Source organism: Ancylobacter sp. Lp-2 (genome assembly GCF_020523795.1).
In the GTDB taxonomy this organism is placed as follows: domain Bacteria; phylum Pseudomonadota; class Alphaproteobacteria; order Rhizobiales; family Xanthobacteraceae; genus Ancylobacter.
This window is the reverse complement of the sequence record NZ_JAJALI010000002.1, coordinates 663,470-677,180: the sequence shown is the minus strand read 5'-3', so window position 1 is coordinate 677,180 and position 13,711 is coordinate 663,470. Positions and strand designations below refer to the sequence as shown.

Genomic DNA, 13,711 nt, shown 5'->3' with positions numbered 1-13,711 from the left:
GCCGTGCGCTCCGGCCGGGCCGTCGCCTCCTGACACTTCGCCTCCCGCACTCGACGCCGGCTCCCGGGCGCGTCCGATAGGGTGGCGGTGCAGGCCGCAGCCCTGCCCTGGCAGGCGATATACGCGCCACGATAGCCACGCAGGACGTGCAACGGGTCGGAGCTTTCGGCGAGTCTGAAGCCGACGCTGCCGTCTATCCGGTTGAAAATTCTGTAGTTTTGGAAATTCGACATGGCTGATTGGTCGTTCGACTATCTGGCCCACCTCTCCAATGCGTCCCGGCCGAGACCTTCGCGGGCGATGAGGCGCGCCGGGCTTTCGACAATTGGCGGGACGCTCCCGATGCGCCGATCGCCGAGCTGGACCTTCTACGGGTGACGTGGGCGCGGCGGTTGCCCGCGTGCAGCCGGGCCCGGCTCGCGGCCCGCATGGCGGCATAGACCGGCGGAGAGACGCCGCCGGTTTCCACTGCCGCCGCAGGGGATTCTGCGCTGCTGCTCCTCGTGGCAGTGCCGGATGCGAGGCGTGGCTGGCCACTCCCGCAGGCGCGCCCTCCGACATCGGGACGCAGGTCCAAGCGGGCGTGCGGTCGCCTGGGGCGTGGCACTCGGACCAACACAACGCTACCTTGTGGCGATTCCGGCTTCGACCCGACGCGTCCATCGGATGCGGCAGAAGGCGGAGGCGACCCGTGCTCCCCCTCCATTCGAGATGCGCGTGATGAGCTACTTTCCCGCCTGGCGCCGAGCCACCGCGACCACGGTGATGCCCGACGAGAGACTCCCCCTGTCCGCCGCCCTGCCCATGAGCCTGCAGCATCTGCTCGCCATGTCGGGGTCGACCATCCTCGCGCCGCTGCTCATGGGCTTCGATCCCAATGTGGCGGTGTTCTTCTCCGGCGTCGGGACGCTGATCTTCTTCCTGACCACCGGCGGGCGGGTGCCCAGCTATCTCGGCTCGTCCTTCGCCTTCATCGCCGTGGTCATGGCGGCCACGGGCTTCGCCGGCGGGGGGAGCAATCCCAATCTCGCGGTGGCGCTGGGCGGGATCATCGCGGCCGGGCTGGTCTATGCCGTCATCGCGCTGATCGTGATGGCGGTCGGCTCGGCCTGGGTCGAGAAGCTAATGCCGCCGGCGGTGACCGGCGCCATCGGCGTCTCCATCGGCCTCAACCTCGCGCCGGTGGCGGTCAGTCAGCTGAAGGGGAGCTACGCGCATCTGGGCATCGCGCTGGCAACCGTGCTGTGCATGGCGGTGGTGGCGACCTACGGGCCGCGCGCCACGCGCCGCGTGGCGGTGCTGATCGCGCTGGGCTTCGGCTATCTCCTCGCGCTGGTGGGAGGCAACCTGCTCGGCGTGGTGCCGGCCATCGATTTCCACTCGGTCGTCGCCGCGCCCTGGTTCGGGGTGCCGAACTTCACCAGCCCGGTGTTCGACTGGGCGGCGATCAGCCTGATCGCGCCGGTGGCCATCGTGCTGGTGGCGGAGAATCTCGGGCACATCAAGGCTCTCGGCTCGATCACCGGCTACAATATGGATCCCTATATCGGGCGGGGCTTCCTCGGCGACAGCCTTGCCACCATCCTGGCGGGCTTCGGCGGCGGCACCGGCGTCACCACCTATGCCGAGAACATCGGCGTGATGGCCATGACCAAGGTCTATTCAACGCTGATCTTTCCCATCGCGGCGCTGATCGCGATCCTGCTCGGCCTGTCGCCGAAATTCGGCGCGCTCCTGCAGACCATTCCGGCGCCGGTCCTCGCCGGGCTCGCCGTTTCCGTCTTCGGCCTGATCGCCTCGGCCATGGCACGGATCTGGGTGGACAACCGGGTCGATTTCTCCGATCCGCGCAACCTCTTCACCGTCGGCGTCGCGCTGATCTTCGGGGCGGGAGATTTCACCCTGAACATCGGCGGCTTTGCCCTCGGAGGTATCGGCACGTCGACGCTGGCGGCGCTGGTGCTCTACCAGCTGCTGGGCATCGGCCGGGGAGCCCGCGATCCCGCCACGCCGTGAGCGCGACGGCCGGTCGTGTCCGGGGACTGGCGGGCCGGCCGTCCAGATGCTGCTATGGGAATGAGCGACAAACGAGCGGAATCCTGCCGGCGCCGTTCCGGTGCGGGGTGGGAACAGACCCCGCCGTGCCGCAGGCGCGGTACGACGCAAGGCGAAAGGCACGTCATGAACATCCAGCTGCCCCTCTCCCATGCCGGTCTCGAGCTTCGGGGGATTTGCCGGCGGTTCGGCGCGGTGACGGCTCTCGACGACATTTCGCTGGCGGTGGCTCCGGGCGAGGTGGTCTGCCTCGTGGGCCAATCGGGATGCGGGAAGTCCTCGCTCCTGCGCGTCATCGCCGGCATCGATCCGCCGGATGCCGGGCGGGTGCTGCTCGACGGCCGCGAAATCGCCGGCCCCGACGGGCATGTCGAGCCGGAGGCGCGCAATATCGGCTTCATGTTTCAGGACTATGCGCTGTTCCCGCATCTGAACGTGATCGACAACATCCTGTTCGGCCTGAGGCGGCTCGACCGCGATGCCCGGCGCCAGCGCTGCGACGAGATCGTCGGGCGGCTCGGCCTCGAACATCTGGCGCAGCGCTTTCCCCACATGCTGTCGGGCGGGGAACAGCAGCGGGTGGCGCTCGCGCGGGCGCTGGTGCCGCAGCCGCGCATCCTGCTCATGGACGAGCCGTTCTCCAATCTCGACCGGGGCCTGCGCGACGGCATCCGCCTGGAGACGATCGCCCTGCTGCGCGACCTCGGAACCACCGTGATCATGGTGACGCATGATCCGGAGGAGGCGCTCTCCACCGGCGACCGCGTGGTGCTCATGCGGGCGGGACGGATCGTCCAGGCCGGAAGCGGCCGTGATCTCTACGACCGGCCGTCCAACGCCTATGTGGCCGAGTTCTTCTGCACCTTCAACAAGCTGCCGGCCTCGTGCCGCGACGGGTTCGCACAGACGCCGCTGGGGCGGTTCCAGGCTCCGGGATTTGCCGACGGCCAGCCGGCGACGGTCTATATCCGGCCGCAGAGCCTGCGGCTGAGCCCCGAGGACGACGGCATCGACTGCACGGTGGTCGATTGCGCGCTGATGGGCGAGATCGAGCAGATCAAGCTGCACGTATCGGCGCTCCCCGAGCCGTTGCGGATCCGCTCGACCGAGCGTCGCTCGCTCAGCGTCGGCGACAAGACCCGCCTGCTGGTGCCGCAGGAAGGTGTCTTCGTCTTCTAGTCAGTGGAGCTATTGGATTTTAATTAGAATAATTCTTGTTATTATTACGATAATGTGAGGGGATCGGCCCAAGATGGCTTGTTACCTTGCGTAATATCGGCTTTACGACATCCCCTGACTGTGGTTGCTCCCATCTTGGCCGGACGGCGGCGCTCGCCCGTCCATCTGTCAACCGCCAAGGAGCCGCTTGCGATGGGAACGATGTTCAAGGGGATGTTGCTGGGGTCGGCGCTCGTCGCGCTCGGGGTTTCGCAAGGGGCCGTCGCCGCCGAACTGAACCTCTACACGACCCGCGAGCCGGGGCTGATCCAGCCGCTGCTCGATTCCTTCACCACCTCCACCGGGGTGAAGGTCAACACCATCTTCCTCAAGGACGGGCTGGCCGAACGCGTCGCCTCCGAAGGCGATCGCTCGCCCGCCGACGTACTGATGACGGTCGATGCCGGCAACCTCGTCGACCTGGTCGACCAGGGGCTGACGCAGGGCGTCCAGTCGGAGGTGCTGACCGGCGTCATTCCCGCCACACTGAGGGATCCGAACGGCAACTGGTTCGCGCTTTCGATGCGCGCGCGCAGCGTCTACGCGGCGAAGGACCTCGCTCTCGGCGCCATCACCTATGAGCAGCTCGCCGATCCGGCCTGGAAGGGCAAGATCTGCATCCGCGCCGGCCAGCATCCCTACAATGTGGCGCTGATCGGCTCCTATATCGCCCATCATGGCGAGGAGGCCGCGGAGAAGTGGCTCACCGGGCTGAAGGCGAACCTCGCCCGCAAGGCCGGCGGCGGCGACCGCGACGTGGCGCGCGACATCAAGGGCGGCCTCTGCGAGATCGGCGTCGCCAACTCCTACTATATCGGCCTGATGCGCAGCGGTAAGGGCGGGCCGGAGCAGCAGGAGTGGGCCAAGGCCGTCAAGCTGGTGCTGCCGACCTTCGAGAAGGGCGGAACGCAGGTCAACATCACCGGTGCTGCGGTCGCCCGCCACGCGCCGAACAAGGCGGAGGCGGTGAAGCTGCTGGAATACCTCGTCTCCGAAGAGGCCCAGAAGCTCTACGCGGAAGGCAATTACGAGTACCCGGTCAACGCGAAGGCCAAGGTCGATCCGCTGCTCGCCGAATATGGCGTGCTCAAGCCGGACACGATCGACATCGCCGAGGGCGTGAAGTTCCGCAAGCAGGCCAGCAAGCTGGCCGAAAAGGTCGGATTCGACAACTGACGCCCGGCGGCGGGCGACGGCCTTCGGGCCGCCGCCTACCCGTCCCGACATTACGGCGGGCGACGCTCCCACCGTCGCCGTGAGGCGTCTCGCGCCGTGCGCTTTCCCACGAATGTTTCGGATGCCGTGTCGATGAAGTTCGTGTCCCGGACCCGTTCCGGCATGGGATGGCGTATCGCCACCGTCGCGATCGCCGGCCTGATCTGCCTTCCCGTCCTCGCCCTCGTCGTCATCGCCTTCCGCGGCAGCGCCGGCCTCTGGCCGCACATGATCCGCCATGTGCTCCCGGCGGCGCTGGCGGACAGCTTCGTGCTGCTGCTGGGGGTGGGCGTGCTGGTCACGCTGATCGGCACGACGACGGCGTGGCTGGTCACGGCCTATGACTTCGCCGGCCGGCGCCTTCTCGAATGGGCGCTGCTGCTGCCGCTCGCGGTCCCCACCTACATCATCGCCTATGCCTATCTCGACATTCTCCATCCAGTCGGCGCCGTGCAGGGCGGGCTGCGAAGCCTGCTTGGCTATTCCAATGCGCGTGAGTTCCGGCTTCCCGATATCCGCTCGATCTGGGGCTGCATCCTGCTGCTGAGCCTGGTGCTCTACCCCTATGTGTACTTCACCACCCGGGCCATGTTCCTGACGCAGGCCGCCAACCTGGTGGAAGTGGCGCGGACGCTCGGTATTCGTCGCGGCGCGGTTCTGCCCCGCGTGGCCCTGCCGCTGGCGCGGCCGGCCATCGCCGTCGGCGTCAGCCTGGCGCTGATGGAGACGCTGAACGACGTCGGCGCCTCCGAATTCCTCGGCGTGAGGACGCTGACCGTTTCCGTCTACACGGCGTGGGTGAGCCGCTCCGACATGCCCGGCGCCGCGCAGATCTCGCTGTCCATGCTGGTGCTGGTGGTGATGCTGGTGGTGCTCGAGCGCCATGCCCGCCGCAACCAGCGCTACGCGACCGCGGCGCAGAGGCCGCGGGTCATGGCGGCCGCGCCCCTGACGGGATGGAAGGCGGCGGGCGCCTTCGCCCTCTGCTTCCTGCCGATCGCGCTCGGCTTCGTCGCTCCGGCGGCCTATCTCGGCATCGAGGCCTATAAGCGGTACCGCTTTGCCGGCATTTCGCCGCGCATCGCCGACGAGATCGTCAATACCTTCGTCGTGTCCGCCGTCGCCACCCTCGTCGTGCTGCTCTGCGGCCTGCTCATCGCCCACGCGGCGCGCACCTCTCCCGGGCGCGTCACCTCGGCGGCCGCGAGGGCCTCGACGCTCGGCTATGCGGTGCCGGGAACCGTGCTGGCCATCGGCCTGCTCGCCCCGGTCGGCCTGTTCGACCGCTTCGTGGGAGACGCTTTCGAACGGGTGACGGGGATCTCGACCGGGCTGCTGCTGCTCGGCTCCGGCGGGGCGCTCGTGCTGGCCTATTGCGTGCGCTTCATGGCGATCTCCACTGGCGGAATCGAAGCCGGCTTCAGCCGCATCTCGCCGTCGCTGGATCATGCGGCGCGCATGCTCGGCCGGACCTCGACCGGGGTGTTCCGCAGTGTCCACCTGCCGTTGACCAAGGCGGCGCTCGCTTCCGCCGGTCTCCTGGTCTTCGTCGATTGCACGAAGGAACTGCCGGCGACGCTGCTGCTGCGCCCGCTGAATTTCGAAACCCTGGCCACCCATCTCTACGGAGAGGCCGCCCGGGGAACCTATGAGGAGGCGTCGATCGCCGCGCTGTTGATCGTGGCGATCGGTATCCTGCCGGTCATCGTGCTTGCGCGGCTCGGCCGGGCCGATACGTGACCGCCCGGCCGCCGGACTTCGCCTTCGGTCCGGGCGATCTGCCGACGCTCAGGGGCGCGGCCGCTTTGCCTTCGGCTTGCCGTCGAAGCCATCCGGCCGATTGCGCTTGGGCGGGCGCTCGCCGGCGCCCGCACCCGTCGGCTTGCCGCCGCGCGGCTTGTCGAACGAGGGCTTGTCGAAGGCGGGCTTGTCGAACGCCGGTTTGTCGAACGCGGCCTTGCCGTGCGCCTTCTTGCCGCGCGCGGGTTTTCCCGCGGCGGGCCGGTCGTGGAAGCCCTTGTCCCGGAACGGCTTCTCGGCCGGCGGGGCATCGTGCCACGGCTTGTCGCTGCGCGGGGCGTCGCTGCGCGGCGCATCATGGCGCGGCGCATCGTGGCGCGGTTTGCCGCGCATCGGCTTGCCGCGGGCGGGACGCTCGGAGCGGTCCGACGACGGGCCGCCGGGCAACGGCTCGATGGTGACGTCGCCGCCTTCCGCCTTGCGCACGGCCTTGCCGAAGCGGTCGGCGGCGGCGAGGCCGACCTCGAAGGCGGTCTCCTCGTCGAAGATGCGGATGGCGCCGATATCCTTGCGCGTCACGTTTCCGCGCCGGCAGATCAGCGGCAGCAGCCAGCGGGGATCGGCATTGTTGCGGCGGCCGATATTGAGGCGGAACCAGGCGCTGCCGCCCTCGCCGGACGGGCCGCCGAAGTCGCGCTGGGTGCCGCGATCGCGCACATTGCGCGGCTCACCGGGATCGGCGACCTCCTCGGGAGCCGGCAGGCCGGCGCGATACAGCCGCACCAAGGCGGCGGCGATGTGCTCGGGCGAATGCGCGGCGAGCAGCGTCTGGGCGGCGGCGACGTCGTCCTCGCCGGGATCGTCGGTGAGCACTGGGTCGAGCAGCATGCGCTCATGGTCGAGCCCGCGAATCTCCTCGGCGGTCGGCGGGCCCGACCAGACCGGGACGACGCCGATGCCGCGCATCAGGTCCTCGGTGCGGCGGCGGCGGAACGGCGGCACCAGCAGCACGCTCACGCCCTTGCGGCCGGCGCGCCCGGTGCGGCCGCTGCGGTGCTGCAGGCTCTCAGCGTCGTTCGGCAGGTCGGCATGGATGACGAGGCCGAGATTGGGCAGGTCGATGCCGCGCGCCGCGACGTCGGTGGCGACGCAGACCCGCGCCCGGCCATCGCGCAGGGCCTGGAGCGCATGATTGCGTTCGTTCTGGCTCAGCTCGCCGGACAGCGCCACGGCGGAGAATTGCCGCTCCTGCAGCATGGCATGCAGGCGCCGCACCGCCTCGCGGGTGTTGCAGAACACGATGGCGGTCGGCGTGTCGTAGAAGCGCAGCACGTTCACGACCGCATGGTCGATCTCGGTCGGGGCGACGCGGATGGTGCGGTATTCGATGTCGGCGTGGCCGCCCTCGGCGGTCGCCACCTCGATGCGCAGCGCGTCGCGCTGGTAGTTCTTCGCCAGCGTGGTGATGCCGCGCGGCATGGTGGCGGAGAACAGCAGGCTCTGCCGCTCCGGCGGCGTGGCGTCGAGGATGAATTCGAGGTCCTCGCGGAAGCCGAGGTCGAGCATCTCGTCGGCCTCGTCGAGCACGGCGACCCGCAGGGCGGAGAGGTCGAGCCGGCCGCGTTCGAGATGATCTCGCAGACGTCCCGGCGTGCCGACGACGATATGGGCGCCCTGGTTGAGCAGGCGCTGCTCGGCGCGCGGATCCATGCCGCCGACGCAGGAGACGACGCGCGCGCCGGTCGCCGCATAAAGCCACGCGAATTCGCGCTGCACCTGCAGCGCCAGCTCGCGGGTGGGCGCCACCACCAGCGCCAGCGGCGCGGAGGCGGCGGCGAAGCGCTCCTCGGTGCCGAGCAGCGTCTCGGCCATGGCGAGGCCATAGGCGACGGTCTTGCCGGAGCCGGTCTGCGCCGAGACCAAGAGGTCGCGGCCCGACGCCTCGGGTGCCAGCACGGCAAGCTGCACCGGGGTCGGGTTGTTGTAGTCGCGTTCGGCCAGGGCGCGGGCGAGCGCCGGGTTGGTGGTCATGAACGGCACGGCTGGTTCCGCCTATCTCGCAAATGTCGTCAGGCGTCGAACGGAAGCCATCGGAAAGGGTCAGGAACACCCTTCTTAATCGAGCCGGCGCCGGGACGCCACGGCCGCTACGGCACGATTCCGCCGTAGGCGCCCCGCGCATGCAGAATTGCGGCGTCTCCGCGCCCGCCCGGCATCCCGCCGGCCTGGCCGACCCGGCGGCGGGGCCGGCCGTCACCCGGCCTTGCGATAGGCGCGCCGGTGCTCGTGCGGCGGCGTGTAGCCGATGTCGAGCCGCTGGTAGGCGGGATCGTTGTCGAGGAACAGGTCGCAGATGAACTTCACGTGGCAGGTCTCGATCTGCTCGTCGGTGAAAAGCTTCTCCAGCGGCGGATTCGAGTTCTGCCGCATGGTCGGCGACTTGGCGAAGCTCCAGTCGTAATCGTCCATGAGCAGCACGCCGCCGGGACGCAGCAGCTCCTTCAGCAGCACGGTCGAGGACGCATCGTGGTGATAGGCATGGGCACCGTCGAAGAAGATGAAGTCGAACATCGCGGCATTGCCGGCGTTTGCCGCGCGGCGTTCCAGCACCAGCTTGCCGAGGGTCCAGGCGTAGCTGTCGAGGAACCGGCGGCTGTTGGCGTGCCCATGGATGTTGCTGAAGCCGAGGCCCTGGAGATCGGCCAGCAGATCGGTGATGCGCTCCCCATAGTCGAAGAAATGGATCTGGCCGGCGCCATCCAGCCGGCGGCAGAGCTCGGCCGATGTCGCGCCGACGCCGACGCCGACCTCGGCCACGATGGGTTGGGGGCGCTCCTCCATCATCTTCCCAAGGAGGTCGATGGCGTGGGGGGCCGGCCGCGAGATGGTGGCGTATCGCGGATCCTGGGCTTTTTCGAGCATGACGGGTCGCTATGAGCTGGAGGGATGGCGCGGCAGCGCCGGGAGTTCAGGAGGCGTCGAGCTGGGAGTGGAGCGTGGGGCCCCAGCCGTCGCGCTCGACGCTGCAACGGACGAAGCTGCGCAGGAAGCGGGCACGCTCCACCATCGTGCGTGGCGGATGCAGCAGGGCCTGCGCCACCTGCGCCCAATGGTCGTCGAGCGCCGCGAGAACGGCGGCGGGAATGAGCGGCGCGTCCGACGGTGCCGCGAGCTGTTCGGCGGCTCGGGGGAAGGCGTGCGACCAGTCGGCGACGCGATCCGCGTCACGCCCGATATGCCCGAGAAAGCCCTCGAATTTGGCCAGCGCCGGCCGTGCCACCAGCACCGAGGGCACGTCATAGGCGGCCGCGGTGACGTAGCCGTGCATCGAGCTGCCCAGATGCAGCTCGGCATGGGCGATGGCGCCGGCGATCTCGCGCAGGCCCCGCGTATCGTCGGCGACGATGCGCGGGCCGGTCATGAAACGCCCGAGATGGCGCGCGGTGGCGTCGTCGTCATGGCAGGGGGCGAGGGCGAGCAGGATCGGAACCAGGCCGCGGGCGGCGGCGAACGCCTCGATCTCGGTGGCGAGCTGCGGCAGGCTCGTGGTCACCGAGCGCGCCTTGACGTGGACGGTCATGAAGCGCGCCTCCCGCGGCATCGCCTTGCGCTCGACCAGCGCGGCGAAATCCGCCTCGAGCGACCGGCGCGGCCACAGCGCGGCCAGCGCGGCGGCGGTATCCGGCACGATGCGGGCGAGGGGGGCGGCACGCCCGAGATTGGCGCGGCTGGCCGCATCGCGGACGGCGACATAGTCGGCCGCCTCGGCAAGCTGCTGAATCAGCACGTGGTCGCGCAGGCGATCCGGCAGCGGATTGGGAACGCCGGGGGCGTTCCATGCCACCGGCACGTTGTGCACCGCTCCGGCGATGCTCGCCCCGAGCCAGAGCGCGGCATAGGCCCAGGAAGACAGGTCGCCGAGCTTGTAGTCGGTCAGCCGGCTGTCGCGCGCATGCACGATGTTGCCGCCGCCGACCAGGATGCCCTTCAGCGGAAAGGGCGGCTGCATCAGCGCGCTCACCGGAAGCGGCGGCATGGTGTCCGCCCATCCGGTGGCGACGCCGGACGGCGAACAGGCGGTCACCTCGATGCCGAACGGGGCGAGCCGCTGCGCCGCGAGCAGCGGAAACAGCAGGTCGCCGTAATTGCGGACGTCGAAGGTACCGGTGAGCAGGATTTGTAGAGGGTCCTGCACGGGGGGGAGCGAAGCCGTTTCGGTGGACATGTGGTGGAATGCGATCCTGCCAAATTTCGCGAACCTATATCAATAAGTCGAACACCCAAGTTCAAGAGGCTCACGAAGCATGCGAAAAGAATACTCGGGTGTGTCTGATTCTATTTCCATTTAAATTTAATTCTAAAATCGTATCATTCGACATCGAGCGGGGATGCCGGGATGCGACGTGACCTCGTGGTGTCCACTGCATGAATGTGCATTCCGAGATTTGTCTGCCCTTGCTCGAATCGCTGCCGCCCGCCGGTTTCGTGGCGACGTCCCGCGGCCGCAGCATGCGGCTGCCGAATAGCTGGGTCGTTGAGGTCTGGGGGCCGGAAAAGGGGCCGCCGAGCCGGCTGAGCGTCGATGACAGCGGCGGGCTCACGCTGTCCTGGCGCCGGGGAGTGACCCGCGCGCGCCTGGGCTGCCCCATCGACATCGAGGGACTGCGCGGTCGCGAGGACGAATATCGCCTGCGGCTCAGCCTGCAACTCGCGCCGGGCAGCGACGCCGGGCGCAGCGTGGCGTGGGTCGGCCTCCAGGAGGTGGACGACAAGCTCGCGACGGGCGACTTCCTGCGCCTGGCCGGCGCGAAGGAGTTCAAGGGCGACACCCTGGAGGTCGAGGTCGGGCTGCGCCATTTCGACAGCGCGCGTTCCTATCGGCTGGTCGTCAAGCTGCACCCGGAAGCCAGCGAGGTCCACATCGCCAGCCTCGGGCTCGATGCGGTCCGGAAGGTTTCCCGCGGCGAGCCGGTGCAGCTCCAGGCCGGCGAGGTGCTGCGGGAGCCGCCGCCCGCGCGCCCCAAGGCCATCGTGGTGTGCTGGGATCTCGGGCATAATTGCGCCGGGCGCGCCTATGTCGTCGCCGACCTGCTGGCCAGGGACTATGACGTCGAGATGGTCGGCGCGCTGTTCCCGCGCTTCGGCACCGAGGTGTGGGAGCCGTTGCGCACGGCGCGTATGCGCATCCGCGCCTTTCCCAGCGGCTCCACCGCCGAATTCCTGTCGCAGGCCCGCCGGGAGGCGCTGCGGGTGAAGCCCGACGTCGTGGTGGTGGTGAAGCCTCGCCTGCCCGGCATCGTGCTGGGTCTGCTGATGAAGCATCGCTGGGGCTGCCCGGTGCTGATCGACATCGACGACCATGAGCTCGCCTTCGTCGGCAATGGTGAGCCGATGGCTTTGTCGGACCTTCCGCAGACCGCCGCCGATCTCGACATTCCCTTCGCCGAGAACTGGACGCGCGTTTCCGAGACGCTGGTGCCGTTGTTCGACGGCACGCTGGTTTCCAATATCGCGCTGCAGCAGCGGTTTGGCGGCACCATCGTCCGCCATGCGCGCGACGAGGCGCTGTTCACCGGTGACAAAGCCGTGCGCGACGAGCTGCGGCGGCGCTACGGCTACGGTCCGGAGGACCGCGTGCTGCTGTTTCTCGGCACGCCGCGGGCGCATAAGGGCGTGGTGAAGCTCGCCGAGGCGCTGGAAGCGGTCGGCGATGCACGGCTGGTGCTGTGCATCATCGGCGCGACCGACAAGGACCGGGAGATCGTCGCGCTCTGCCAGTCGAAGGCGGCGCGCGTCGACGTGTTCCCGCCGCAGCCGTTTCACGATTTGCCGGCCCTGGTGGGGATGGCCGACGCGGTGTGCCTGATCCAGGATCCGGCCTCGCCCGTGTCCAACTACCAGATCCCGGCGAAGCTGTCGGATGCGCTGGCGGCCGGCATCAGCCTCGCGGTGAACCATGTGCCGCCCTTTGCCGACCTGCCCGCGGACGTGGTCTCGCGGATCGGGTCGGATGCCGATCTGAAGGCCTTTCTCACCGAGGTCGCCGAGGGGGGCAGCCCCGGCGACCCGGCGCGGCGCCAAGCCTATTACATGGCGGAGCACAGCTATGCCGCCAATCGGGAGAGGCTCGGCACGGCGATCGCGGAGGCCGGCGCCGCCGGTCGCAGCTGGCCGTCCGAGGCTAGTGTGCTGCTGCGCGAGCTGTCGAGCCGCTTCGACGTCAAGCTTCCGTCGGTGGCGCCGGGCTGGCTGCGCGACGAGATCGTCGCTCCGGCGGTGCTGCGCGAGCAGCCGATCGACATCGCCTATTTCTGGAAGCAGAACGACACCGGCATCTATGGCCGGCGGCACGACATGCTGCTGCGCCATCTGGCCAGCCATCCGCGCATCGGGCGGATCGTCCAGTTCGATGCGCCGGTCAGCGGTCCCTTCATCGGCTCGCGCGGCGATCCCGAGCGCGGGGTCGAGGACCAGACCAATCTGATGGTGGCCAATGTCATCGGCCGGTTCCTGCGCACCAAGGACGACGGCAAGGTGGCCCGCCGCGTCTTCGTGCATCGCAACGAACGCCCCACCCATCGCTTCCTCGGCGTCGACCTGCCGCCGCCGGACGACTACCCCGCCTGGGTGCGCACCGTGCTGCGCGAGGCCGGCGTGGGGGGCCGGGCGATCAGCTTCGTGGCGCCGGTAGTGACGGACTATCCCCGGCTGCATGACGAGGTCGGCTTTCCGTTGGCCATCGCCGATCTCATCGACGATCAGCGCCAGATGGTCTCGGACGCGGCGCGGGCGATCTTCGAGGACAGCTATGCGCAGACGCTCAGGCGCGTCGATCTGGTGATTACCAATTGCGAGAGCCAGCGGCAGGATTTCTCGGAATTCCGGCCGGACATCCATGTGGTGCCCAATGCCGGGGAGCGGCTGGCGCCGGGACGCCGGGCGCGGGCGGGCGAACTGGCGCGGCTCCGGGGGCCGCTGCTCGGCTATGTCGGCAATCTGCGCTCGCGGGTCGATGTCGACCTCCTGGAAAGCCTCGCCCGGCAGCGTCCCGACTGGCATGTGGTGCTGATCGGCTCGGCGCATGGCCGGCCGGAGGTCATCCGGCTGCGCGGCCTGCCCAATGTGCATTTCCTCGGCGTGCGCCCCTATGAGGAGGCGCTCGACTACATGCGCATGTTCGACGTGGCGATCATGCCGCATCTCGACAATGCGCTCAGCCGCTCGATGAACCCGCTGAAGCTCTACGTCTATCTCTCGGTGGGGCTGCCGGTGGTGGCGACGCCGGTGGCCAATATCGGCGAGGTGGCCGACCGGATCGCGCTGGCCGCCGATGCCGACGGCTTCATCGCCGCGGTGGAGCGGGTGCTGGCCGAGCCGTCGCCCAAGCCGGCGCCGCTGCCGCGGCGGTTGACCTGGGAGCAGAGGGTGAACACCATCGTCCGGCTGATCGACAAGCGGCTGAAGGCGTAGCCGGCGGGGCGGT

At 68.9% G+C, this 13,711-nt stretch carries 8 protein-coding genes; 5 read left to right on the top strand and 3 right to left on the bottom strand.

From position 1 onward, the window contains the following. The first annotated feature begins 720 nt into the window (after positions 1-720). From LGR54_RS07735 to LGR54_RS07720, 4 genes are all read left to right on the top strand, one after another. Complete coding sequence (locus LGR54_RS07735; protein ID WP_230361359.1) at positions 721-2,016, top strand: solute carrier family 23 protein; 1,296 nt, start codon at positions 721-723, stop codon at positions 2,014-2,016. Positions 2,017-2,181: 165 nt separating this feature from the next. Continuing rightward, a complete protein-coding gene (locus tag LGR54_RS07730) occupies positions 2,182-3,234 on the top strand; it encodes an ABC transporter ATP-binding protein (RefSeq protein ID WP_230361358.1) in 1,053 nt (350 codons plus the stop codon). Positions 3,235-3,426: 192 nt separating this feature from the next. Then, on the top strand, positions 3,427-4,449 hold the full coding sequence (locus LGR54_RS07725) for an extracellular solute-binding protein (protein WP_370638157.1): 1,023 nt from the start codon (positions 3,427-3,429) through the stop codon (positions 4,447-4,449). 132 nt (positions 4,450-4,581) lie between these two features. Continuing rightward, positions 4,582-6,228 (top strand): ABC transporter permease, encoded by a 1,647-nt coding sequence (locus LGR54_RS07720; protein WP_370638156.1) that lies wholly within the window; start codon positions 4,582-4,584, stop codon positions 6,226-6,228. A gap of 48 nt (positions 6,229-6,276) precedes the next feature. On the opposite strand, the gene LGR54_RS07715 is transcribed toward LGR54_RS07720, so the two are convergent. From LGR54_RS07715 to LGR54_RS07705, 3 genes are all read right to left on the bottom strand, one after another. After that, the gene (locus tag LGR54_RS07715) at positions 6,277-8,259 is read right to left on the bottom strand and encodes a DEAD/DEAH box helicase (RefSeq protein WP_230361504.1); all 1,983 of its coding nucleotides are present in this window, start codon (positions 8,257-8,259) and stop codon (positions 6,277-6,279) included. A 222-nt stretch (positions 8,260-8,481) separates the two neighbouring features. Then, positions 8,482-9,150 carry a class I SAM-dependent methyltransferase gene (locus LGR54_RS07710; RefSeq protein WP_230361357.1) on the bottom strand — a complete coding sequence of 223 codons (669 nt, stop codon included), beginning with the start codon at positions 9,148-9,150 and terminating at the stop codon, positions 8,482-8,484. A 46-nt stretch (positions 9,151-9,196) separates the two neighbouring features. Further along, positions 9,197-10,453, bottom strand: a complete 1,257-nt coding sequence (locus LGR54_RS07705; RefSeq protein ID WP_230361356.1) for a polysaccharide pyruvyl transferase family protein — start codon at positions 10,451-10,453, stop codon at positions 9,197-9,199. Between the two features lie 200 nt (positions 10,454-10,653). Here LGR54_RS07705 and LGR54_RS07700 point away from each other — a divergent pair, with 200 nt between their 5' ends. After that, positions 10,654-13,698 (top strand): glycosyltransferase, encoded by a 3,045-nt coding sequence (locus LGR54_RS07700; RefSeq protein WP_230361355.1) that lies wholly within the window; start codon positions 10,654-10,656, stop codon positions 13,696-13,698. Positions 13,699-13,711: the final 13 nt, after the last annotated feature.

What these genes read in the sequence shown, in the direction of transcription:
- LGR54_RS07735 (WP_230361359.1), top strand. Translation starts at nt 721, where the DNA reads ATGAGCTACTTTCCCGCCTGGCGCCGAGCCACCGCGACCACGGTGATG.
- LGR54_RS07715 (WP_230361504.1), bottom strand. Translation starts at nt 8,259, where the DNA reads ATGACCACCAACCCGGCGCTCGCCCGCGCCCTGGCCGAACGCGACTAC.
- LGR54_RS07710 (WP_230361357.1), bottom strand. Translation starts at nt 9,150, where the DNA reads ATGCTCGAAAAAGCCCAGGATCCGCGATACGCCACCATCTCGCGGCCG.
- LGR54_RS07725 (WP_370638157.1), top strand. Translation starts at nt 3,427, where the DNA reads ATGGGAACGATGTTCAAGGGGATGTTGCTGGGGTCGGCGCTCGTCGCG.
- LGR54_RS07720 (WP_370638156.1), top strand. Translation starts at nt 4,582, where the DNA reads ATGAAGTTCGTGTCCCGGACCCGTTCCGGCATGGGATGGCGTATCGCC.
- LGR54_RS07700 (WP_230361355.1), top strand. Translation starts at nt 10,654, where the DNA reads ATGAATGTGCATTCCGAGATTTGTCTGCCCTTGCTCGAATCGCTGCCG.
- LGR54_RS07705 (WP_230361356.1), bottom strand. Translation starts at nt 10,453, where the DNA reads ATGTCCACCGAAACGGCTTCGCTCCCCCCCGTGCAGGACCCTCTACAA.
- LGR54_RS07730 (WP_230361358.1), top strand. Translation starts at nt 2,182, where the DNA reads ATGAACATCCAGCTGCCCCTCTCCCATGCCGGTCTCGAGCTTCGGGGG.